Raw genomic sequence first — 20,882 nt, 5'->3', positions numbered from 1 at the left:
TCAGCGCTCGACGAGGCGGTCGAACTGCGTCGTGGTGTGGCGCAGGTGCGCCACCAGCTCGTCACCGACCCGGGGCTCCTGGGCGTCGGCGGGCACGAACAGGATCGACACCTGCATGTGCGGCGGCTCGGCGAACCAGCGCTGCTTCCCCGCCCAGACGAACGGCGACAGGTTCCGGTTGACGGTGGCGAGACCGGCGCGGGCGACGCCCTTGGCCCGCGGCATCACGCCGTGCATCGCCTTGGGGGCCTCCAGTCCCACGCCGTGCGAGGTGCCGCCGGCGACGACGACCAGCCAGCCGTCGGAGGCCGCCTTCTGCTGGCGGTAGCCGAACCGGTCCCCCTTGGCGACCCGGGTCACGTCGAGGACCGCGCCCCGGTACTCCGTGGCCTCGTGGTCGCCCAGCCAGAGGCGGGTGCCGATCCGGGCCCGGAAACGGGTCTGCGGGAACTGCTGCTGGAGCCGTGCCTGCTCCTCGGCCCGCAGGTGGCTCACGAACATGGTGTGCAGCGGCAGCCGGGCGTTGCGCAGCCGGTCCATCCAGGAGATGACCTCCTCGACGGCGTCGGTGCCGTCCGGGCGGTCCAGCGGGAGGTGGAGGGCGAAACCCTCCAGGCGCACGTCCTCTATGGCGGCGTGGAGCTGGTGCAGCTCCTCCTCGCGCACGCCGTGCCGCTTCATCGAGCTCATGCACTCGATCACGACCCGGGCGCCCACCAGGGCGTGGACGCCGTCCACCGAGGACACGGAGCGCACGACCCGGTCGGGCAGCGGAACCGGCTCCTCACCCCGGCGGAAGGGGGTGAGGACCAGCAGGTCGCCGCTGAACCAGTCCTTGATCCTCGCGGCCTCGTAGGTGGTGCCCACGGCGAGCATGTCGGCCCCGAACCGGGCCGCCTCGTCCGCGAGCCGCTCGTGCCCGAAGCCGTAGCCGTTGCCCTTGCAGACCGGGATGATCCCGGGGAACTGGTCGATGACCGACTTCTGGTGCGCCCGCCAGCGAGCGGTGTCGACGTAGAGGGAGAGCGCCATGGCCGGCCCGGAACCTTTCTGACGGCAGCGGTGAGTCAAAGGTATGTACGAGAGTACGGAACCGTCCGCGTCACGGCGCGGGCCGTGACGCGGACGTCGGATCAGCGGCGCGACATGTACATGTCGAGCGCCTTGTGCAGCAGCTTGTTCAGCGGGAAGTCCCACTCGCCGACGTACTCGACGGCCTCGCCGCCCGTGCCCACCTTGAACTGGATGAGCCCGAAGAGGTGGTCGGTCTCGTCCAGGGAGTCCGAGATGCCCCGCAGGTCGTAGACGGTCGCGCCCATCGCGTACGCGTCGCGCAGCATCCGCCACTGCATCGCGTTCGAGGGCCGGACCTCGCGGCCGATGTTGTCGGAGGCGCCGTAGGAGTACCAGACGTGCCCGCCGACGACGAGCATGGTCGCGGCCGAGAGGTTCACCCCGTTGTGCCGGGCGAAGTACAGGCGCATGCGGTTGGGGTCCTCGCTGTTGAGGACGGTCCACATGCGCTGGAAGTACGAGAGCGGACGCGGCCGGAAGTGGTCGCGGACGGCCGTGATCTCGTACAGCCGCTGCCACTCGGCCAGGTCCTCGTAACCGCCCTGGACGACCTCGACGCCCGCCTTCTCGGCCTTCTTGATGTTGCGGCGCCACAGCTGGTTGAAGCCCTTGAGGACGTCGTCGAGCGAGCGGTTCGCGAGCGGGACCTGGAAGACGTAGCGGGGCTGCACGTCGCCGAAGCCGGCACCGCCGTCCTCGCCCTGCTGCCAGCCCATCTTCCGCAGCCGGTCCGCGACCTCGAAGGCGCGCGGCTCGATGTGGGTGGCCTCGACGTCCTTGAGGCGCTTGACGTCGGGGTTCTGGATGCCGGCCTTGATGGCGGCCGAGTCCCAGCGGCGGATGACGACCGGCGGGCCCATCTTGACCGAGAAGGCACCCTGCTGCTTGAGGTGCGCCAGCATCGGCTGCAGCCACTCGTCCAGGTTGGGCGCGTACCAGTTGATGACCGGGCCCTCGGGCAGGTAGGCCAGGTAGCGCTTGATCTTCGGGAGCTGGCGGTAGAGCACGAGACCGGCGCCGACGAGTTCGCCGTTCCTGTCGAACCAGCCGAGGTTCTCCGAACGCCACTCGGTCTTCACATCGGCCCACGCCGGGACCTGGCAGTGGCTCGCGGCGGGCTGGCTCTGGATGTACGCCAGATGCTGCTCACGGCTGATGGTCCTCAGGGTCAGGCTCATGCGGGGCGCTCCTCGGCAGGTGTGTCCCCATCGGTCAGGGGCTCCGGCTCTCGCGCCGAAGCCTACTGTGACCGGGGAGCACCCCGTATGTCTGTGCGGGCCCGGCCGCGCCGCCGGAGCCCCGGTCCGGCCGACGGGCCACCGCTCCGGGCGGCTTCGCCCGGGAGGGCCAGGGGTGGGCCGTCGGTGTCCGGTCGGGTTCCTCCGGTCGGGTTCCGGGCGGGGCCCGGTCGGGCTTCCGGTGCCCAGCGGACCGACGGCGTCCGGCCCGGTCCGGGAGGGGCGGACGGGGGCCGGGAGGACCGGAGACGCCCGGCGCGGGACCGGGAGGACCGGAGGCCCCCGGTGCGGGGCCGGGGAAGGCCGTGTCGTCCGGTCGGCTCAGTTGATCACGCCGTTGAAGAGGCCGCCGTGGGCCATGCCGAGGAAGAAGCCCACCCCCGCCGCGCCCAGGCCGACGATCAGGAAGAAGCGCTCGCGGGTCGTCACCGAGACGAACTGGCCGTAACCACCGGTCAGGATGCCGATGAGGCCCGCCCAGGAACTGAGCAGGTGCAGGCTGTGGAACTGCGCGGTCACGAAGGCGAGGACGCCCAGGACCAGCGTCACGCCGACCAGGGTGTCCTGGAGCGGGTGGGGCTTGCCGTCGGTGGCGAAGAGGGAATGGCCGGGGTCGCGTCGCATTGCGTGTGCCATGGGGCACCTCCTGGCGTGCTTGCCGGACGGCGGCGCATCCTAGCGCCGCCGACGTTCGTTGTGTCCAGATTGCGGCCTTTCGCCAGGGAATTTCAACCGGAAGCGGTGATGCGGGTAGGCTGTACGGTCTGCACCGGTGTCTGCCCATGTCCCTCCGGGATTCCTGCGGTGTTCCTCGTCCGACACGTTCGGCGGGGGCGCTGTCAGTGGTGGCCGATACCGTTGCTCACGCATCACGACCCTCCTGCCACGGAACGACCGTGGCCGCTGAGTCCAAAGGAGGTGGGTTCCACATGCGTCACTACGAGGTGATGGTCATCCTCGACCCCGATCTCGAGGAGCGCGCTGTCTCCCCGCTGATCGAGAACTTCCTCTCCGTCGTCCGTGAGGGCAACGGAAAGGTCGAGAAGGTCGACACCTGGGGCCGTCGTCGTCTCGCCTACGAGATCAAGAAGAAGCCCGAGGGCATCTACTCGGTCATCGACCTGCAGGCCGAGCCTGCGGTCGTCAAGGAGCTCGACCGACAGCTCAACCTGAACGAGTCGGTCCTCCGGACCAAGGTCCTCCGCCCCGAGACCCACTGAGCCCCTAGCTCAGAGGTCATCGGGTCCGAGTAGCAGCACAGCAGCCAGAAGCAATCCCGCCGAGAGGTTCCCCCATGGCAGGCGAGACCGTCATCACGGTCGTCGGCAATCTTGTCGACGACCCCGAGCTGCGCTTCACCCCGTCCGGTGCGGCGGTCGCGAAGTTCCGTATCGCGTCCACCCCCCGCACCTTCGACCGCCAGACCAACGAGTGGAAGGACGGCGAGAGCCTCTTCCTCACCTGCTCGGTCTGGCGTCAGGCGGCGGAGAACGTCGCCGAGTCGCTTCAGCGAGGCATGCGCGTCGTCGTGCAGGGCCGGCTGAAGCAGCGGTCCTACGAGGACCGTGAGGGCGTCAAGCGCACGGTCTACGAGCTGGACGTCGAGGAAGTCGGCCCCAGTCTCAAGAACGCCACGGCCAAGGTCACCAAGACCACCGGTCGCGGCGGCCAGGGTGGATACGGCGGCGGCCAGCAGGCCGGCGGCGGTGGCGGCTGGGGCGGAAACTCCGGCGGTGCCCAGCAGGGTGGCGGCGGTGCTCCCGCCGACGACCCGTGGGCGACCGGCGCTCCCTCCGGCGGCGGCCAGCCGGCCGGTGGCGGCGGTGGCGGCTGGGGTGGGAACTCCGGCGGCGGCTACTCGGACGAGCCCCCCTTCTAGGGCGTGCCCCGGAAGCAGCTCGTACCCACACTTCTTGATCACACAGGAGAAACACCATGGCGAAGCCGCCTGTGCGCAAGCCTAAGAAGAAGGTCTGCGCGTTCTGCAAGGACAAGACCGCGTACGTGGACTACAAGGACACGAACATGCTGCGGAAGTTCATTTCCGACCGCGGCAAGATCCGTGCCCGCCGCGTGACCGGCAACTGCACGCAGCACCAGCGTGACGTCGCCACGGCCGTCAAGAACAGCCGTGAGATGGCGCTGCTGCCCTACACGTCCACCGCGCGATAAGGGAAGGGTGACCGAAAAATGAAGATCATCCTCACCCACGAGGTCTCTGGCCTCGGTGCCGCCGGCGATGTCGTCGACGTCAAGGACGGCTACGCTCGCAACTACCTGGTCCCGCGCGGTTTCGCGATCCGCTGGACCAAGGGCGGCGAGAAGGACGTGGCGCAGATCCGCCGCGCCCGCAAGATCCACGAGATCGCGACCATCGAGCAGGCCAACGAGATCAAGGCCCGCCTCGAAGGCACCAAGGTGCGCCTGGCCGTTCGCTCCGGCGACGCCGGCCGTCTCTTCGGTTCCGTGACCCCGGCCGACATCGCCTCGGCGATCAAGACCGCGGGTGGCCCGGACGTCGACAAGCGTCGCGTCGAGCTCGGTTCGCCGATCAAGACCCTGGGCTCGCACCAGGTGTCCGTGCGTCTGCACCCCGAGGTCGCCGCGAAGCTCGGCGTCGAGGTCGTCGCCGCGTAACGCTGCTTCCAGCAGTGCTTGTGCATGAGGAAGGGCCGTACCCGCTGGGGTACGGCCCTTTCGCCGTTCCTGCTGTTCCCGTCGGTCCCGTCGTTCCTGCCGTTCTTTCCGTTTCACGTGAAACGGCGATTTACGCGGAGCCCGTCGGGTCAGCGGACGGCACCCGTGACGATCCAACGGCCGGAGCGGGAACGGAACCAGAGGGTCAGCAACCGGACCGTCATCATCAGTGCCATCGCCCACCACAGCGCGGTGAGCCCGCCGCCGAGGGCCGGGACCAGAAGAGCGGCCGGAGCGAAGACGACGAGGGTCAGCAGCATGGCGCGGGCCAGGTAGGGTCCGTCTCCCGCGCCCATCAGGACACCGTCGAGGACGAAGACCACCCCGGCGACCGGTTGGGAGACGGCGACCACGAGCAGGGCGGGGAGCAAGGCGTCCCGGACCGCGGCGTCACCGGTGAAGAACGGGACGAACAGGGGTCGGGCGAGGACCAGGAGCGCGCCCAGGACCACACCGGAGACGACACCCCACTGGACCATGCGACGGCAGACCCGCCGGGCGCCCTCCGGGTCGTTCGCGCCGAGGTGGCGGCCGATGATGGCCTGGCCCGCGATGGCGATCGCGTCGAGGGCGAAGGCCATCAGGCTCCACAGGGACAGGATGATCTGGTGGGCGGCGACGTCGGTGTCGCCCAGCCGCGCGGCGACGGCCGTGGCGATCATCAGGACCGCGCGGAGCGAGAGCGTACGGACGAGAAGCGGAGCTCCGGCCTGGGCGGACGCCCGGATGCCGGCCGCGTCGGGCCGCAGGGACGCACCGTGGCGGCGGGCGCCCCGCACGACGACGGTGAGGTACGCGGCGGCCATGCCGCACTGGGCGACGACGGTGCCCCAGGCGGAGCCGGCGATGCCGAGCCCGGCCCCGTAGACCAGCCCGAGGTTGAGCGCGCCGTTGGCCGCGAAGCCGCCGATGGCCACGTAGAGGGGTGTACGGGTGTCCTGGAGGCCGCGCAGGACACCGGTGGCGGCCAGGACGACCAGCATGGCGGGGATGCCGAGGCTGGAGATCCGGAGGTAGGTGACGGCGTACGGAGCGGCGGTGTCGGAGGCTCCGAAGAGGCCGACGAGCCAGGGAGCGGAGGGCAGGGTCAGCGCGACGACGGCAGCCCCGAGGAGGAGCGCGAGCCAGATGCCGTCCATGCCCTGCCGGATGGCGGCCGGGAGGTCGTCCGCGCCCACGCGCCGGGCGACGGCCGCCGTGGTGGCGTAGGCGAGGAAGACGAAGACGCTGACGGCGGTGGACAGGAGTGCCGCGGCGATCGCGAGGCCGGCGAGCTGGGGGGTGCCGAGGTGGCCGACGATGGCGCTGTCGACCATGAGGAAGAGCGGCTCGGCCACGAGGGCGCCGAAGGCCGGGAGGGCGAGGGAGACGATCTCGCGGTCGTGCTGACGGCGGACAGCCTTGGGGGGCGCGGGGGCCTGGCTCATGAGGTCAATCTAATCTTCCACAGGTAAGAGATACAAGGTGCTACTGATCCTTACCTGTGGGGAACGGGCAGCCGGAGGCGTGGGCCGTTTGTTCTGATCTTGGCCGGAGCGGGCAACTTTTTCTCCCCCACAGCCGGTGGATGGTAAAGCTGCAGGTCAGAGCGGTAATGGAGAAGCTGCTATGAGTTTGTCCACATGGCTGTCCCCCGGTCCGTGCACAGGAACCGGCAAGTTCTCCACAGCATCTGGTCATTCACCCACAGGGCCTGTGGATAACCGGATTGGCTGGAGCCCTCCACAGGCCTACCGTGGACCGGCGCCCGACGCCCCGGAAGCGGTCGCGAAGCCACTCTCTGACCAAGGCCGTGGCGTGAAAGAGTGGCACGGCGAGGTCCGCGGAGCGGACGGAGGAGGTGGCTTGGTGAGCGTTGTTTCCGAGCCCATGGACGACCCCTGGGCCGACAGCGGACCGAGCGACCGGCTGCCCACCCGTACCCGGGGCGAACGCGGGCGCGGGCGTGGGCGCGACGACCAGCACGAACGGGGCGGCGACGGCCCCTGGGACGGGGGACTCTCCGGGTTCGAGCGCGTCCCCCCGCAGGATCTCGACGCCGAGCAGTCCGTCCTCGGCGGCATGCTGCTCTCCAAGGACGCCATCGCGGACGTCGTGGAGATCCTCAAGGGCAACGACTTCTACAAACCCGCGCACGAGACCGTGTACGCGGCGATCCTCGACCTCTACGCGAAGGGCGAGCCGGCCGACCCCATCACGGTCGGCGCCGAGCTCACCAAGCGCGGCGAGATCACCCGGGTCGGCGGAGCCTCCTATCTCCACACCCTGGTCCAGTCGGTACCGACCGCGGCCAACGCCTCGTACTACGCCGAGATCGTCCACGAGCGCGCCGTCCTGCGCCGCCTGGTCGAGGCGGGTACCAAGATCACCCAGATGGGGTACGCGGCCGACGGGGACGTCGACGAGATCGTGAACTCGGCCCAGGCCGAGATCTACGCGGTCACCGAACAGCGCACCACCGAGGACTACCTGCCGCTCGGCGACATCATGGAGGGGGCGCTCGACGAGATCGAGGCGATCGGCTCCCGCAGCGGCGAGATGACCGGTGTGCCGACCGGCTTCACGGACCTCGACTCGCTGACCAACGGCCTGCACCCCGGTCAGATGATCATCATCGCGGCCCGCCCCGCCATGGGTAAGTCGACCCTCGCCCTGGACTTCGCCCGCGCGGCCTCCATCAAGCACAACCTGCCCAGCGTCATCTTCTCCCTCGAAATGGGCCGCAACGAGATCGCGATGCGCCTGCTCTCGGCCGAGGCACGGGTCGCGCTCCACCACATGCGCTCCGGCACGATGACCGACGAGGACTGGACGAGGCTGGCCCGCCGGATGCCGGACGTCTCCCAGGCCCCGCTCTACATCGACGACTCCCCGAACCTGTCGATGATGGAGATCCGGGCGAAGTGCCGGCGGCTCAAGCAGCGCAACGGCCTCAAGCTCGTCATCATCGACTACCTCCAGCTCATGCAGTCGGGCGGCTCGAAGCGCCAGGAGAGCCGTCAGCAGGAGGTCTCCGACATGTCGCGAAACCTGAAGCTCCTCGCCAAGGAGCTGGAGCTGCCGGTGATCGCGCTCTCCCAGCTGAACCGTGGCCCCGAACAGCGCACCGACAAGAAGCCCATGGTCTCCGACCTCCGCGAGTCCGGCTCGATCGAGCAGGACGCCGACATGGTGATCCTGCTGCACCGCGAGGACGCCTACGAGAAGGAGTCCCCGCGCGCGGGCGAGGCGGACATCATCGTGGGCAAGCACCGAAACGGCCCGACGGCCACGATCACCGTCGCCTTCCAGGGCCACTACTCCCGCTTCGTGGACATGGCGCAGACCTGAGGGTCCGCCCGTGAGCCCCCGTAGCCCGTGCCTTCTTTCCTGTGCGGCAAAAAAATCGGATTCCCGTCGCGCGGGCGCCACTAGGGTGGCCCGATGACGTCGATCAAGAAGTTCCAGGTCACCTTCGACTGCGCGGAGCCCGAGCGCGTCGCTCGTTTCTGGTGCGAGGTGCTGGGGTACGTCGCTCCGTCCCCGCCGGAGGGGTTCGCCACGTGGGACGACTACAACGACTCCCTGCCGCCCGAGCAGCGTGATGCCTGGTTCGCCTGCGCCGATCCGTCAGGTGTGGGGCCCCGGCTGTACTTCCAGCGCGTTCCCGAAGGGAAGATCGCCAAGAACCGTCTTCACCTCGATGTACGGGTCGCCACCGGGCTCGTGGGTGAGGAGCGCCTGGCCGTGATCGAGGCCGAATGCGCGCGGTTGGTCGCGCTCGGCGCGGTACGCGGGAAGCTCCTGCTCGCCGATGGGGTCAACGAGTCGTGCCTCCTGATGCAGGACGTGGAGGGCAACGAGTTCTGTCTCGACTGAGGTACGCGAACGCGTCCTCGTTCCCTCCCACGACGTCAGGTGCGGCGTATCGCGTTGGATGGGGTCCATGACGACATCTTTCGAAGCTTTGCTGCCCGGTACCGAGCGGGCCCTGTCGCACCGGGTCGCCGTGGCCCAGGCCGAAGGGCGGGCACCCTCCCTCGTGGGGGCGGTCGTCCGTGACGGAACGATGGTGTGGAGCGGGGCGCGCAGTTGCGTGGACGGCCACGCTCCCGACGCCGACACCCAGTTCAGGATCGGCTCGATCACCAAGGTGTTCACCGCCGTCCTGGTGATGCGGTTGCGGGACGAGGGCCTGCTCCGGCTGGACGACCCGCTGGAACGGCACCTCAAGGGGACGCGCGTCGGAGAGGTGACGATCGGCCAACTGCTCGGTCACAGCGGCGGTCTCGCGGCCGAGACCCCCGGCCAGTGGTGGGAGCGTTCGTCCGCCGGCCTGCGGCCGGAGCTGGCCGACGTCCTGGGGGAGCACCCCTTCCTCCAGGCTCCGGGACGCCGCCACCACTACTCCAACCCCGGCTACACCCTGCTCGGTTCGCTGGTCGAGGAGCTCCGGGAACGCTCCTGGGAGGAGTCGCTGCGGCACGAGATCCTGGAGCCGCTGGGGATGAGCCGTACGACGGTCGAACCCGTGGCCCCGCACGCGGGCGGCTGGGCGGTGCATCCCTGGGCCGACGTGATGCTGCCCGAACCGTCCGAGCACCTCGGTCTGATGGCGCCGGCGGGGCAGCTCTGGTCCACGGCAGCCGACCTCGCGCGGTTCGCCGCGTTCCTCTCGGTGGGGGACGAGCGGGTGCTCGACGCGGACTCCGTGGCGGAGATGCGTGCTCCGGCCTCCGCTCCCGGGGAAGGCGACTGGGAGGGCGGCTACGGACTCGGCCTCCAGCTCCTCCGCAGGGACGGCCGGACCCTGGTCGGTCACACCGGCTCCCTCCCCGGCTTCGTCGCCTGCCTGTGGGTGGGCGTGGAGGACGGCCTCGCGGGCATCGCCCTCTCCAACACCACGTCGGGGCTGCCGGTGGGGGCCGTGGCCGCCGATCTCGTACGGATCGTGGCGGATGCCGAGCCGAGGTTCCCCGAACCGTGGCGCCCGCTTCCCGAGGCCGAGGTCGACAAGGAACTGCTGTCGTTGACCGGACCCTGGTACTGGGGCACGTACGCGTACGTGCTGCGGCTCGGCCCCGAGCGCGGTGTGGTGCTCGAACCCCTGGGAGGCACCGGGCGGCGAGCCCGTTTCCGGGAGCTTCCCGAAGGCGGCTGGACCGGGCTGAACGGCTACTACGAGGGGGAGAGGCTCCGTGTCGTACGACGTGCCGACGGGAGCGTGAGCCACCTCGACCTCGGCTCCTTCGTCTTCACCCGGGAGCCGTACGACCCGGGGGACGCGGTACCGGGCGGTGTGGACGAGGAGGGCTGGCGCGGTCTCTGAGCCGCCCCGGCGTTTCACGTGAAACGGTTGCGCCGGACCCGGCGTCCGGCGCACCGGGAACGCGTCGGGACGGGTCAGAGGTCCTTCTTGAAGCCCACGTGGGAGCCCACGAAACCGAGGCGCTCGTAGAAGCGGTGGGCATCGGAGCGGGTGGTGTCGGAGGTCAGCTGGACGAGCCGGCAACCCTGACGGCGGGACTCCTCGACAGCCCACTCGACGAACCGCGTCCCCAGGCCGCTGCCGCGTTCGTCGGCGTGGACACGGACGGCCTCGATGATCGAACGGGTGCTGCCTCTGCGGGAGAGTCCCGGGACGATCGTCAGCTGGAGGGTCCCCACGACCTTGCCGCCGCGGACGGCCACCATGAGGTGCTGGTGGGGGTCGTTCGCCAGGCGGTCGAACGCGGCCAGGTACGGGGTGAGGTCGTCGGGGGATTCACGCTGCGCGCCCAGGGGGTCGTCGGCGAGCATGGCGACGACGGCCGGAAGGTCGTTCACAGTGGCCGGACGTATCTCGAGATCGTTCATGGGGCGCAGCGTACGTCCGGCCGGCTCCGCGCGGTGCTCACGCGGGAGCGCCCACGCCTTCCAGCACCTGGACCAGCGGGGCCAGCTCGGGGTTCTTCGCGGCTTCGTCGAGGGCTTCGCGCAGGGCGCCGTCGTTGGTGGGGCGAGCCTCCTCGAGGAGTTTCAGGCCCGACTCGGTCACGTCGGTGTAGATGCCGCGCCGGTCGGTGGCGCAGAGGTACCGGGTGAGCAGCCCGCGGTCTTCGAGCCGGGTGACGAGCCGGGTGGTGGCGCTCTGGCTGAGCACGACCGCGTCGGCGACCTGCTTCATCTGGAGGTGCCCGCCGGGGCCGCTGTGCTGGCGGCTGAGGACATCGAGGAGCGAGTACTCCCGCACGCTCAGCCCGTGACGGGACTCCAGGGCGCGCTCGATGTGGGACTCGATCCTGCCGTGGAGCAGGGAGAGGGCGCACCAGCGTTGGGAGAGCGCGGTGAGTGCGGGGTCCGTCGCGGTCATGGTCTCTCCTCGGTCTCTCCTCGGCGCCGGAGCGGCTTGAACACCAGGGTAGAGGAAGCGGCGCAATAATGGGCGTTTGCAAGTAAATCCTTCCCCCGGGCCGAGGACACCGGGCCTCCCCATGGCGGGGGCGCCCGGTCCTGGGCGCGGACGAAGCTATCCGGCCGCGACCGTCAGGGGAGCGAAACGGCGACGCCAGTCACCCGGCAGGTCGGGAAGGGAGCGAACCATCACGGACGTCGTGGTGAGCGAGTCGACGCCGTTCTCCTTCAACCAGCGCAGAAGACTCGTGTGGCGTGTGTCGATATCCGTACGCAGGGGCCGGTCGGTGACGGCGGCCAGGGAGGCGATCAGGGCCTGGGCCGTGGCCGGGTCCCGGGCGATCAGCGGCCCGACGACATGAGTGTCCATGTTGGGCCAGGCCGCCGCGAAACCCGTGATCACGCCGTCCTGCTCCGCGACCCTGAGGTGGTCCGCGAAGGCGGGAAGACGGGTGATCACATGGGTGCGGTCGAGGCCGAAGACTTCCAGGTCCAGACGGAGGATCGCCTGGAGGTCCTCCGCCGTCGCAGGGCGGACGGGTACGTCCGGGGACGGCACGGTGGAGGTGAAGCGCCCGCGCACCATCTCCGAACGAGCCGTCTGGGTGAAGCCCAGCTGCTCGTAGAGGGGCTGCCCGTTCGCCGTGGCATACAGGGTGAGCGGCGTGTCACCGGCCTCCTCCAGGACGTAGCGCATGAGTCGGCGTCCCACTCCTTGGCGCTCGTACCGTTCGGCGACGAGCACCATGCCGATCGCGGCGAGCCCGGGACCGTACGAGGTGACCACACAGCAGGCCAGCAGGCCCTTGCCGTCGGGGGCGTCGATGCCGTATCCCGTACCGGCGGCGAGCAGGAGTCCCCATTTGTGTTCCTCGCGGGGCCAGCCCCTGTCCTCGGAGAGGTCGGAGCAGGCGAGCAGGTCCGCAGGGGTGAGCGGCCGGATGGGAAGCCGTGCGAGGGCTGAGGGGGGAGTCGGCATGTACTTCAGGCTCTCCGATGCGACGATCTTCCGTCCACCGCTTTACCGGATTGGGCGGATCCCGGTCCCGCCGTCGCTTCCGCCCGAGGGTGCGGACGCGGGGGCGTTGTTTCACGTGAAACCCCGGAGATCACAGTTGCCCCTTCTCGACCTCGCCGACATCGCCGCGTACGCGCGGGAACGGCTGTAGCCCCTCAGTGCCCGGGGCCGCCGCCTCAGCCGAGATCCGGTGCGTGCATCGCACGGACTCCCTCGATGTTGCCGTCGAGGTAGTGACGCAAGGAGAGCGGGACGAGGTGCACGGCGGCGATCCCGACCCGCGTGAAGGGCACCCGGACGATCTCGTACTCGCCGACGGGCTCCTCCACCTCGGGACCGTGACGCAGGGAGGGGTCCATGGAACCGAGCCGGCACACGAAGAAGTGCTGCACCTTCACCCCGGAGACCCCGCCGTCGACGATGTGCTCGACGGTGTCGACGAAACAGGGGACCACGTCGGTGATCTTGGCGCCCAGCTCCTCGAACACTTCGCGGTGCAGGGCCTCGACGACGGTGGCGTCGGAAGGCTCCACACCACCCCCGGGCGTGACCCAGTAGGGATCCATCCCCGGCTTCGTCCGCTTGATGAGGACGAGGTCGTTTCCGTCGAGCAGGACGGCACGCGCGGTGCGCTTGATCACAGGCCGTTCGGTCATGGGGAGAAAATGGCCCGTGAGGGGCGGGCTGAAACGCTTCGGGCCGCTCGGAAAGGAACCGCCGGGCAGCGGAGTGAGGGCCTGCGTCGCGCATAACGCGGGGGCTCCGGGGCCCGGTGACGGGGGGCGCCCGGCCGGCCGGTCCCGGGCGAGCGGTTTCCGCTCGGGGTGCCGGGGCGTTCCGAGCCACGAGGGGCCGGAACGCCCTGCTCCGTACGCGCACCCGGGCCGGGGCTCAGCCGGCGGACCCCGCCGCGTCGAGGGCCCGCAGCACGTCGGCGATCAGGTCTTCGGGGTCCTCGGCGCCGACCGAGAAGCGGACGAAGCCCTCCGCGACCGCGTCCCCGCCCCAGCGCCCGCGCCGTTCCGCCGTGGAACGCACCCCGCCGAAGCTGGTGGCGTCGTCCACGAGCCGCAGCTCCTCCAGGAACCGCTCGGCCCGCTTCCGGTCCGCCAGTTCGAAGGAGACCACGGGCCCGAAGCGCCGCATCTGCCGGGCGGCCACCGTGTGCGAGGGGTCACCGGGCAGCCCCGGGTAGCGCAGCCCGGTGACGTCCGGCCGGCCGGTGAACGTCCGCGCCAGTTCCAGCGCGGTGGAGCACTGCCGGTCGAGCCGCAGCTGGAGCGTGGCGAGCGAGCGGTGGGCGAGCCAGGCTTCCATGGGCCCGGGAATGGCACCGACGATCTTGCGCCAGCGCCGTACCTCCGCCGCCCGCCGGGGGTCGCGGCAGCTCACATGGCCGAGCAGGACGTCGCCGTGCCCGGTCATGCCCTTGGTGTCGCTGGCGACGGAGAAGTCCGCACCCAGTTCGAGGGGGCGCTGGCCGAGCGGGGTGGCGAGGGTGTTGTCGACGGCGACGAGCGCGCCCACGGCATGCGCCTCGCGCACCAGGCGGCGGATGTCGCAGACGTCGAGACCCGGGTTGGAGGGGGTCTCGATCCACAGCAACCGGGCCCCTTCGAGCACGGTGAGCTGCCCGTCGTCACCCGTCGGCGCGGTGCGGACCTCGACTCCGTACGCCCGCAGCTGCTCGTGGAGAAGGGGCAGCGCCTGATAGCCGTCGGTGGGCATGACCACCACGTCGCCGGACCTCAGCTGGGAGAGCAGGACGGCGGAGATCGCGGCCATGCCGGAAGCGAAGACCAGCGTCTCGACGCCTTCCTCCCCCGGCGCCTCCAGCTCGCCGATCGCCCGTTCCAGATGGGTCCAGGTGGGGTTCTCGTCACGGCCGTAGGTGTACGGGCCGGTCGGTTCTCCCGGCAGGTGGAAATGCGCGGCGAAGACCGGACCCGGAAGGGTCGGCTCGTACTTCACGGGGTCGGGGAGCCCGGCGCGCACCGCACGTGTCCCGTCTCCGAGCGTGGCGTCCGTCCGGTCCGTGCCGGAAGGGTGTTCCTCGTGCGTCACGGCGGGCGCTCAGTCGTTGTCGGGGAGCACGACGTTCAGTGCCCACGAGACGACGGAGATGATCAGGCCGCCCAGGACGGCGGTCCAGAAGCCCTCCACGTGGAAGCTGAGGTCGAGCTTGTCGGCCAGCCAGGAGGTGAGGAGGAGCATCAGGGCGTTGACGACCAGGGTGAACAGGCCGAGTGTCAGGATGAAGAGGGGAAGGGTGAACAACTGGACGACAGGCTTCACCAAGAAGTTCACCACGCCGAAGACCAGGGCGACGAGAATGAGCGTCAGGGCCTTCTTGCCGGTGCTCTCACCGGTCAGGGTGATGTCCTGGAGCAGCCAGATGGCGACTCCCAGGGCGCCCGCGTTGGCGAGCGTCTTGACCACGAAATTCATCATGAGCCCGATCGTGGCAGACACGGTCGGGCCGAGGGCAGGGGCGAACGGACGATGAAGGCATTCCGACTGGACGAGCTGGAGGCGGAGCGTGCCGCGAACAAGGGGGCGTACCTCCAGTTCCTGCGGGAGCGGAACATGTCGGTCGGCCTGTACGCGCTCGACGCCGGAGAGCTCGACCCGCAACAGCCGCACCGTCAGGACGAGGTGTACTTCGTGGTGAGCGGCCGGGCGGCGATCACGGTCGGCACCGAGACGACCCAGGTGGCGCGCGGCAGCGTGGTCTACGTGCCGGCCGGGGTGGAGCACAAGTTCCACCACATCAGCGAGGACCTGCGGGTCATGGTGGTCTTCTCGCCCCCGGAGAGCTGAACCCCTGGGATTCCCGAGCCCGCGGAGGCCGGGCCCCTAGGGGGTGGATCAGGGGAGAGCGGGGGCTGCGGGCCCCCCGTGGGTTCCTTCCGGCGCCTAGCCTTGAGGTGTTCGGCACGGAGTGTGCGGAGCGGATCTGCGGAAGCGAGGTAGGACGATGGCCGTACGGGAGATTCTCGCGGGGACGCCCTGGTGGGTGAGGTGGGTGGCCATACCCGCCCTTGTGCTGCTCGTCTTCGGCGGGCTGATCACCAGCGTTCTGACCGTCGTGATCGGCCTCCTCTTCAAGGTGTTGCTCTTCGTGGCCCTCGTTGCCGGACTGATTTACGTCGTACGGAAGTTCAGCTCTTCGGGACGGTCGCGTCAGGACTGGTAGCAACGATTGCCCGTCGGTATGACGGCGGTGGGGAGTGTTAGCCCGGGCGGGGGAACGGGCCGGGCTGTACGGGGTGAGGGCCCAAGGGCTGCCACTACAGTGGAATCTCTCCGCCGCGATGGGGACTACAGGCGTAGGCATCCTTACTGATCAGCGGTTTCCCAGGCCCGGCGGGCGCGGGGGCGGCCCCCGCGGGCGGGTGCGGTGCATCCGTCGTCACGCCTGGGGGTGACCTTTGGCCACAGCTACGCAGACGACCGCGCCTACTCTGATCGGCTCGGTGCAGAGAGCGCTGAGACTCCTGGAGGCGGTGGCCTCCCACCGGGAGGGCGCCCCGGCCAAGCAACTCGCCCGCGAGACGGGCCTTCCGCTGCCCACCACGTACCACCTGCTCCGCACCCTGACGCACGAGGGCTATCTGCTCCGCGAGAAGGGCGCGTTCTTCCTGGGAGACGCCGCCGTCCGACTGGCCGGCAGCGGAGCCGTGCAGAATCGTCGCATCAAGATCGAGAATTCTCTCGCCCGCTGGCGGGACGAGATCGGGGTCCCGATCTACTTCGCCCTCTACCGCGAGGGAGAGGTGGAGCTCGTCGCCGTCGCCGACACCCCCTCCGCCCCCGCCGTGGAGGAATGGGCCGACTTCCGCGAGACCGCGCACGCCCATGCGATCGGGCAGTGTCTGCTGGGGCAACTCGATTCGAAAACTCGTCAAGACCACCTTGACCGGTACCCGGTGGAATCCATCACCCCGTACACGGTGCGTAACCGCCAGGCGCTTTTGGATCGTTTGGGCGCTTTGGGGAGAATGGAACCCCTGGTGGAGCGTCAGGAATATGCACTTGGCACGGTCTGTGCCGCGATCCCCCTCACTGCGGGCTCCACGGCGGCCGCGATGGCGATTTCCGTGCCCCTTCATCAGGAAGATCGGTTGCTCCCGGCGATCGAGCGACTACGTACAGAGATCGGTGCGCTCTTCAGTTCGGTCGTCCTCTCTATCAGTATCTGAAAAATCACTCCTTGTGATCTGCTAGTGCTTACAGCACGATTGCGTCAAGAGGGCCACGGGGGATCATTCCTGGCCGTTTCGGTCACAGCTTTCAGCAGCTGTGTTTACACAACTGCTCCATCTACTGCGGGGTACATGATGCGAGAGTCGGTTCAGGCCGAGGTCCTGATGAGCTTCCTCGTCTCCGAGGAGCTCTCTTTCAAGATCCCGGTCGAACTGCGGTATGAGGCCCGGGACCCCTACGCGGTGCGCATGACGTTCCACCTTCCCGGGGACGCGCCCGTCACCTGGGCCTTCGGCCGGGAGTTGCTGCTCGACGGAATCAACCGGCCGAGCGGCGACGGCGATGTGCACATCGCCCCGACGGAGCCCGAGCGGCTCTCGGACGTCACCATCCGGCTCCAGGTCGGCAGCGACCGCGCCCTCTTCCGGGCCAGCGCACCTCCCCTCGTCGCGTTCCTCGACCGTACGGACAAGCTGGTTCCGCTCGGTCAGGAACGGACACTGGGTGACTTCGAAGGGAACCTGGAGGCCGCGCTGGGCAGGATTCTGGCCGAGGAGAACGCAGGGCCCGCCTGATCCGTACTCTTTCCGTCACCGCGTGATCCGACCCGTACCGACATCCGGCCCTTCTGCGTTGCCGTCCCCCCGAGCCGGCGCGCCGTCGAACCACCGGACCGTCACGCCGTCGGCCCGTGGTGGTGCCGGTCTGCCTCGGTACCGAGCCGTCGTGTCGTCACGTCGTCGCATCATCGTGCGGTCGTGACACCGAGCCGTTGTGCCGACGCGCTGTTGTGACACCAGGACATCCCGGTGCCGGGCAGCCCTGTCGTCGGGCCGCCGGGCCGGGTGCCTCACTTGGCGCGGCGGCGGCGTCCACCCCGTGTCGGAGCGGAGTTCCGGCTGCCCGTCCCCGGCTGCCGAGAGCCCTCCGTACGGTCGGCGGAGACCACCAGGGCCGCGAGCGCCGTGGTGACCGGAACGGACGCCACCAGGCCGATCGAACCGATCAGCGTCCGGACGATCTCCTCGGCGACCAGCTCGCTGTTGGCCACCGTCCCCATGCTGCTCTGCGCGATGGAGAAGAGGAGCAGCAGGGGGAGGGCGGCGCCCGCGTAGGCGAGCACCAGCGTGTTCACGACCGAGGCGATGTGGTCGCGGCCGATCCGGATGCCCGCCCGGTAGAGCCCGCGCGGCCCCATGGTCGGGTCGGCCTGGTGGAGTTCCCAGACGGCCGACGTCTGCGTGACCGTCACGTCGTCGAGCACGCCGAGCGACCCGATGATGACCCCGGCCAGGAGCAGGCCGGACATGTCGATCTCCGGGTAGAGCCCGTGGATCAGCCCGGTGTTGTCGTCGGTGTTGCCGCTGAGCGACGCCCAGCCGATGAAGAGGGAGCCGAGCAGGCCGATCAGCAGCAGCGAGATCAGCGTGCCGAGCACCGCGACCGAGGTGCGGGCCGAGAGCCCGTGGCACATGTAGAGCGCGATCAGCATGATCGCGCTCGATCCGACCACCGCCACGACCAGCGGGTTCGACCCCTGCAGGATCGCCGGCAGGATGAAGAACGTCAGCACCAGGAAACTCACGACCAGCGCGATCAGGGCCATGAGCCCCCGCAGCCGGCCGACCACCACGACCGCGAGGGCGAAGACGCCGGCGAGCAGCGCCATCGGCAGCTTGCGGTTCACGTCCGTCACCGAGTACTGGAGGTCGTGCGGGGCGTCGGGGGCGTACGCCACCACCACGCCCTGGCCCTCGTGCAGTTGGCGCGGCGCGCCGGGCTGGACGATCTCGGTGAACTCGCGCCCCTTGTTCGGACCGGTGGTGACCTCGATCGTCGCCTTCCCGCACTGCCCGCGCTGGGCGTCGACCGCCTCGCGCCCCTCCGGGGTGGAGGTGTCCCCGGTCGGCGGGACCTGGCCGACGTTCACGACCTTGCAGTCGACGGACTCGACGGAGACGACCCGGCCCTGCTCGGTCCGCCGGTCGAAACCGACGCCCGTGCGTTCGTGCGCGGGGGTGCCGCCGGGCCACAGGACCGCGAGCCCGACCACGACGGCGGTGGCGAAGGGGATCAGGACGGCGGCGATGACCTTGCGCAGGTGCCGGGAGACCGGAGCGGCGGGGCCGTGACTGTGGCTGTGCCCGTGTCCGGATCCCCGGTCGTGCCCGGTTCCGCTCCCGTGCCCGTGGCCGTGGGAGGGAGCCGGGCCGTGGGTGTGGTCGTGCGGCTCGGGGGTCTGCTGGGGGAAAGTCACCGACCGATCATCGCAAGAACGCCGGAGGCCCACTGTTCAGCACGCCCGGAAGGGCGTTAGCGTGGTGGCACCTTTGCACACGCGGGAGCTCGGAGCACCGGGCTGAGAGGGCGCTGATCACCGTACGCGCGTACCGACGTACGTACGGGAAGGGCTGCGCCGACCGCCGAACCTGTTACCGGGTAATGCCGGCGTAGGGAGATTCGGTCTCATGACCATTCAGGACGCACGCACGCCTGCCTCCGACCAGAACCGGGCCGACGGACAGCAGCGCACGCCGGGCTGGCACAAGGGGTACGTCCAGGGCTCGCGCCCCGATCTTCGGGTGCCGGTCCGTCAGGTGCACCTCACCAACGGCAGGGACGTCACGCTGTACGACACGTCCGGCCCGTACACCGACCCGGCCGTCGACACCGACGTGCGGCGGGGCCTTCCGCCGCTGCGCGAGAACTGGATCGTCGCGCGCGGTGACACCGAGGAGTACGCGGGCCGCCCGGTCCGCCCCGAGGACGACGGCATCAAGCACACCTCGCCGCGCGGCGGTGGCCTCAAGAACCTCGACGCCGTCTTCCCCGGCCGCCCGCGTCTGCCCCGCCGGGGCCGTGAGGGCCTGGCGGTGACGCAGCTCGCGTACGCCCGCCGTGGCGAGATCACGCCAGAGATGGAGTACGTCGCGATCCGGGAGAACGTCTCCCCCGAGGTCGTGCGGGAGGAGATCGCCGCGGGCCGGGCCGTGCTCCCGGCGAACGTCAACCACCCGGAGATCGAGCCGATGATCATCGGCAAGCGGTTCCTGGTGAAGGTCAACGCCAACATCGGCAACTCCGCCGTCACCTCCTCCATCGAGGAGGAGGTGGAGAAGATGACCTGGGCGACCAAGTGGGGCGCCGACACGGTCATGGACCTGTCCACCGGCCGCAACATCCACACCACCCGCGAGTGGGTGCTGCGCAACTCCCCCGTGCCGATCGGCACCGTGCCGCTCTACCAGGCCCTGGAGAAGGTGGACGGCAGGGCCGAGGAGCTGAGCTGGGAGATCTACAAGGACACGGTGGTCGAACAGGCCGAGCAGGGCGTGGACTACATGACGGTGCACGCCGGCGTACTCCTGCCGTACGTGCCGCTCACCGCACGCCGCAAGACCGGCATCGTCTCGCGCGGCGGCTCGATCATGGCCGCCTGGTGCCTCGCGCACCACAAGGAGAACTTCCTCTACACACACTTCGAGGAGCTCTGCGAGATCCTGGCGGCGTACGACGTCACGTACTCGCTCGGCGACGGCCTGCGCCCCGGTTCGATCGCGGACGCCAACGACGAGGCGCAGTTCGCGGAGCTGCGCACGCTCGGCGAGCTGAACACCATCGCCAAGCGGCACCACGTGCAGACGATGATCGAGGGCCCGGGACACGTCCCGATGCACAAGATCAAGGAGAACATCGACCTCCAGCAGGAGATCTGCGAGGAGGCGCCGTTCTACACCCTCGGCCCGCTGACGACGGACGTGGCGCCCGCGTACGACCACATCACCTCCGGCATCGGTGCGGCGATGATCGCCTGGTGGGGCACGGCGATGCTCTGCTACGTGACGCCCAAGGAACACCTGGGCCTGCCCAACCGCGACGACGTCAAGACCGGAGTCATCACGTACAAGATCGCGGCCCACGCGGCGGACCTCGCCAAGGGGCACCCGGGCGCGCAGGAGTGGGACGACGCGCTCTCGGACGCGCGCTTCGAGTTCCGCTGGGAGGACCAGTTCAACCTGGCGCTCGACCCGGACACCGCACGCGAGTTCCACGACGAGACGCTGCCGGCGGAACCCGCGAAGACCGCGCACTTCTGTTCGATGTGCGGCCCGAAGTTCTGCTCGATGAAGATCTCCCAGGACATCCGTCGCGAGCACGGCGGTACGGAACAGGAGATCGAGGCCGGCATGGCGCAGAAGTCCCGGGAGTTCGCGGCGGGCGGCGGCCGCGTCTACCTGCCGCTGGCGGACTGACCCGGCGGGCCGGCCGACGGCCTC

General features: G+C 69.6%; 23 protein-coding genes. 12 read left to right on the top strand and 11 right to left on the bottom strand.

Annotated features, from left to right (window positions below):
* The 3 genes from ACZ6AQ_RS22770 to ACZ6AQ_RS22760 form a co-directional block, all read right to left on the bottom strand.
* Positions 1-1,032 carry an alanine racemase gene (locus ACZ6AQ_RS22770; protein WP_388690231.1) on the bottom strand — a complete coding sequence of 344 codons (1,032 nt, stop codon included), beginning with the start codon at positions 1,030-1,032 and terminating at the stop codon, positions 1-3.
* A 101-nt stretch (positions 1,033-1,133) separates the two neighbouring features.
* Entirely contained in the window at positions 1,134-2,252 is a 1,119-nt protein-coding gene (locus tag ACZ6AQ_RS22765) for a lipid II:glycine glycyltransferase FemX (RefSeq protein ID WP_388690229.1), read from the bottom strand.
* A 381-nt stretch (positions 2,253-2,633) separates the two neighbouring features.
* A complete protein-coding gene (locus ACZ6AQ_RS22760) occupies positions 2,634-2,948 on the bottom strand; it encodes a hypothetical protein (protein WP_468761772.1) in 315 nt (104 codons plus the stop codon).
* A gap of 293 nt (positions 2,949-3,241) precedes the next feature.
* Here ACZ6AQ_RS22760 and rpsF point away from each other — a divergent pair, with 293 nt between their 5' ends.
* The 4 genes from rpsF (at position 3,242) to rplI (ending at position 4,949) form a co-directional block, all read left to right on the top strand.
* Positions 3,242-3,532, top strand: coding sequence for a 30S ribosomal protein S6 (gene rpsF, locus ACZ6AQ_RS22755; protein ID WP_015034882.1), 291 nt, complete (start codon positions 3,242-3,244; stop codon positions 3,530-3,532).
* 74 nt (positions 3,533-3,606) lie between these two features.
* Positions 3,607-4,191, top strand: a complete 585-nt coding sequence (locus ACZ6AQ_RS22750; RefSeq protein ID WP_468761770.1) for a single-stranded DNA-binding protein — start codon at positions 3,607-3,609, stop codon at positions 4,189-4,191.
* A 56-nt stretch (positions 4,192-4,247) separates the two neighbouring features.
* A complete protein-coding gene (gene rpsR, locus ACZ6AQ_RS22745; protein ID WP_005315025.1) occupies positions 4,248-4,484 on the top strand; it encodes a 30S ribosomal protein S18 in 237 nt (78 codons plus the stop codon).
* Between the two features lie 18 nt (positions 4,485-4,502).
* Complete coding sequence (gene rplI / locus ACZ6AQ_RS22740; RefSeq protein WP_121830685.1) at positions 4,503-4,949, top strand: 50S ribosomal protein L9; 447 nt, start codon at positions 4,503-4,505, stop codon at positions 4,947-4,949.
* Between the two features lie 149 nt (positions 4,950-5,098).
* Here rplI and ACZ6AQ_RS22735 read toward each other — a convergent pair whose 3' ends face one another.
* Entirely contained in the window at positions 5,099-6,436 is a 1,338-nt protein-coding gene (locus ACZ6AQ_RS22735) for an MATE family efflux transporter (RefSeq protein ID WP_468761768.1), read from the bottom strand.
* Between the two features lie 442 nt (positions 6,437-6,878).
* Here ACZ6AQ_RS22735 and dnaB point away from each other — a divergent pair, with 442 nt between their 5' ends.
* The 3 genes from dnaB to ACZ6AQ_RS22720 all read left to right on the top strand — a co-directional run bounded on the left by dnaB (position 6,879) and on the right by ACZ6AQ_RS22720 (position 10,317).
* The gene (gene dnaB, locus ACZ6AQ_RS22730; protein WP_388690621.1) at positions 6,879-8,339 is read left to right on the top strand and encodes a replicative DNA helicase; all 1,461 of its coding nucleotides are present in this window, start codon (positions 6,879-6,881) and stop codon (positions 8,337-8,339) included.
* Positions 8,340-8,432: 93 nt separating this feature from the next.
* Positions 8,433-8,867, top strand: coding sequence for a VOC family protein (locus ACZ6AQ_RS22725; RefSeq protein WP_468761766.1), 435 nt, complete (start codon positions 8,433-8,435; stop codon positions 8,865-8,867).
* A gap of 67 nt (positions 8,868-8,934) precedes the next feature.
* Positions 8,935-10,317 (top strand): serine hydrolase domain-containing protein, encoded by a 1,383-nt coding sequence (locus tag ACZ6AQ_RS22720; RefSeq protein ID WP_468761764.1) that lies wholly within the window; start codon positions 8,935-8,937, stop codon positions 10,315-10,317.
* A 74-nt stretch (positions 10,318-10,391) separates the two neighbouring features.
* Here ACZ6AQ_RS22720 and ACZ6AQ_RS22715 read toward each other — a convergent pair whose 3' ends face one another.
* From ACZ6AQ_RS22715 to ACZ6AQ_RS22690, 6 genes are all read right to left on the bottom strand, one after another.
* A complete protein-coding gene (locus ACZ6AQ_RS22715) occupies positions 10,392-10,844 on the bottom strand; it encodes a GNAT family N-acetyltransferase (RefSeq protein WP_468761763.1) in 453 nt (150 codons plus the stop codon).
* Between the two features lie 37 nt (positions 10,845-10,881).
* Positions 10,882-11,340: a MarR family winged helix-turn-helix transcriptional regulator gene (locus tag ACZ6AQ_RS22710; RefSeq protein ID WP_388690205.1), complete on the bottom strand. Its 459-nt coding sequence runs from the start codon at positions 11,338-11,340 to the stop codon at positions 10,882-10,884.
* Positions 11,341-11,496: 156 nt separating this feature from the next.
* The gene (locus tag ACZ6AQ_RS22705; protein WP_468761761.1) at positions 11,497-12,360 is read right to left on the bottom strand and encodes a GNAT family N-acetyltransferase; all 864 of its coding nucleotides are present in this window, start codon (positions 12,358-12,360) and stop codon (positions 11,497-11,499) included.
* 215 nt (positions 12,361-12,575) lie between these two features.
* Positions 12,576-13,055: an NUDIX domain-containing protein gene (locus ACZ6AQ_RS22700; protein WP_468761759.1), complete on the bottom strand. Its 480-nt coding sequence runs from the start codon at positions 13,053-13,055 to the stop codon at positions 12,576-12,578.
* Between the two features lie 235 nt (positions 13,056-13,290).
* Positions 13,291-14,463 carry a cystathionine gamma-lyase gene (locus tag ACZ6AQ_RS22695; protein WP_468761757.1) on the bottom strand — a complete coding sequence of 391 codons (1,173 nt, stop codon included), beginning with the start codon at positions 14,461-14,463 and terminating at the stop codon, positions 13,291-13,293.
* A gap of 9 nt (positions 14,464-14,472) precedes the next feature.
* Positions 14,473-14,850 carry a phage holin family protein gene (locus tag ACZ6AQ_RS22690; RefSeq protein ID WP_388690198.1) on the bottom strand — a complete coding sequence of 126 codons (378 nt, stop codon included), beginning with the start codon at positions 14,848-14,850 and terminating at the stop codon, positions 14,473-14,475.
* Between the two features lie 51 nt (positions 14,851-14,901).
* Between ACZ6AQ_RS22690 and ACZ6AQ_RS22685 the strand changes: the two genes are divergently transcribed.
* The 4 genes from ACZ6AQ_RS22685 to ACZ6AQ_RS22670 all read left to right on the top strand — a co-directional run bounded on the left by ACZ6AQ_RS22685 (position 14,902) and on the right by ACZ6AQ_RS22670 (position 17,180).
* Positions 14,902-15,219 carry a cupin domain-containing protein gene (locus ACZ6AQ_RS22685; RefSeq protein WP_030204915.1) on the top strand — a complete coding sequence of 106 codons (318 nt, stop codon included), beginning with the start codon at positions 14,902-14,904 and terminating at the stop codon, positions 15,217-15,219.
* Between the two features lie 157 nt (positions 15,220-15,376).
* Complete coding sequence (locus tag ACZ6AQ_RS22680) at positions 15,377-15,595, top strand: DUF5326 family protein (RefSeq protein ID WP_468761755.1); 219 nt, start codon at positions 15,377-15,379, stop codon at positions 15,593-15,595.
* Between the two features lie 280 nt (positions 15,596-15,875).
* Positions 15,876-16,601: an IclR family transcriptional regulator gene (locus ACZ6AQ_RS22675; protein ID WP_468761753.1), complete on the top strand. Its 726-nt coding sequence runs from the start codon at positions 15,876-15,878 to the stop codon at positions 16,599-16,601.
* Positions 16,602-16,739: 138 nt separating this feature from the next.
* Positions 16,740-17,180 carry an SsgA family sporulation/cell division regulator gene (locus tag ACZ6AQ_RS22670; protein ID WP_388690613.1) on the top strand — a complete coding sequence of 147 codons (441 nt, stop codon included), beginning with the start codon at positions 16,740-16,742 and terminating at the stop codon, positions 17,178-17,180.
* A gap of 275 nt (positions 17,181-17,455) precedes the next feature.
* On the opposite strand, the gene ACZ6AQ_RS22665 is transcribed toward ACZ6AQ_RS22670, so the two are convergent.
* Positions 17,456-18,862, bottom strand: coding sequence for a YibE/F family protein (locus ACZ6AQ_RS22665; RefSeq protein WP_468761751.1), 1,407 nt, complete (start codon positions 18,860-18,862; stop codon positions 17,456-17,458).
* A 211-nt stretch (positions 18,863-19,073) separates the two neighbouring features.
* Between ACZ6AQ_RS22665 and thiC the strand changes: the two genes are divergently transcribed.
* Positions 19,074-20,858, top strand: a complete 1,785-nt coding sequence (gene thiC / locus ACZ6AQ_RS22660) for a phosphomethylpyrimidine synthase ThiC (RefSeq protein ID WP_468761749.1) — start codon at positions 19,074-19,076, stop codon at positions 20,856-20,858.
* Positions 20,859-20,882 lie beyond the last annotated feature (24 nt).

It is taken from the genome of Streptomyces sp. NPDC041191 (assembly GCF_055591945.1).
This window is presented reverse-complemented; position numbering and strand designations above follow the sequence as displayed.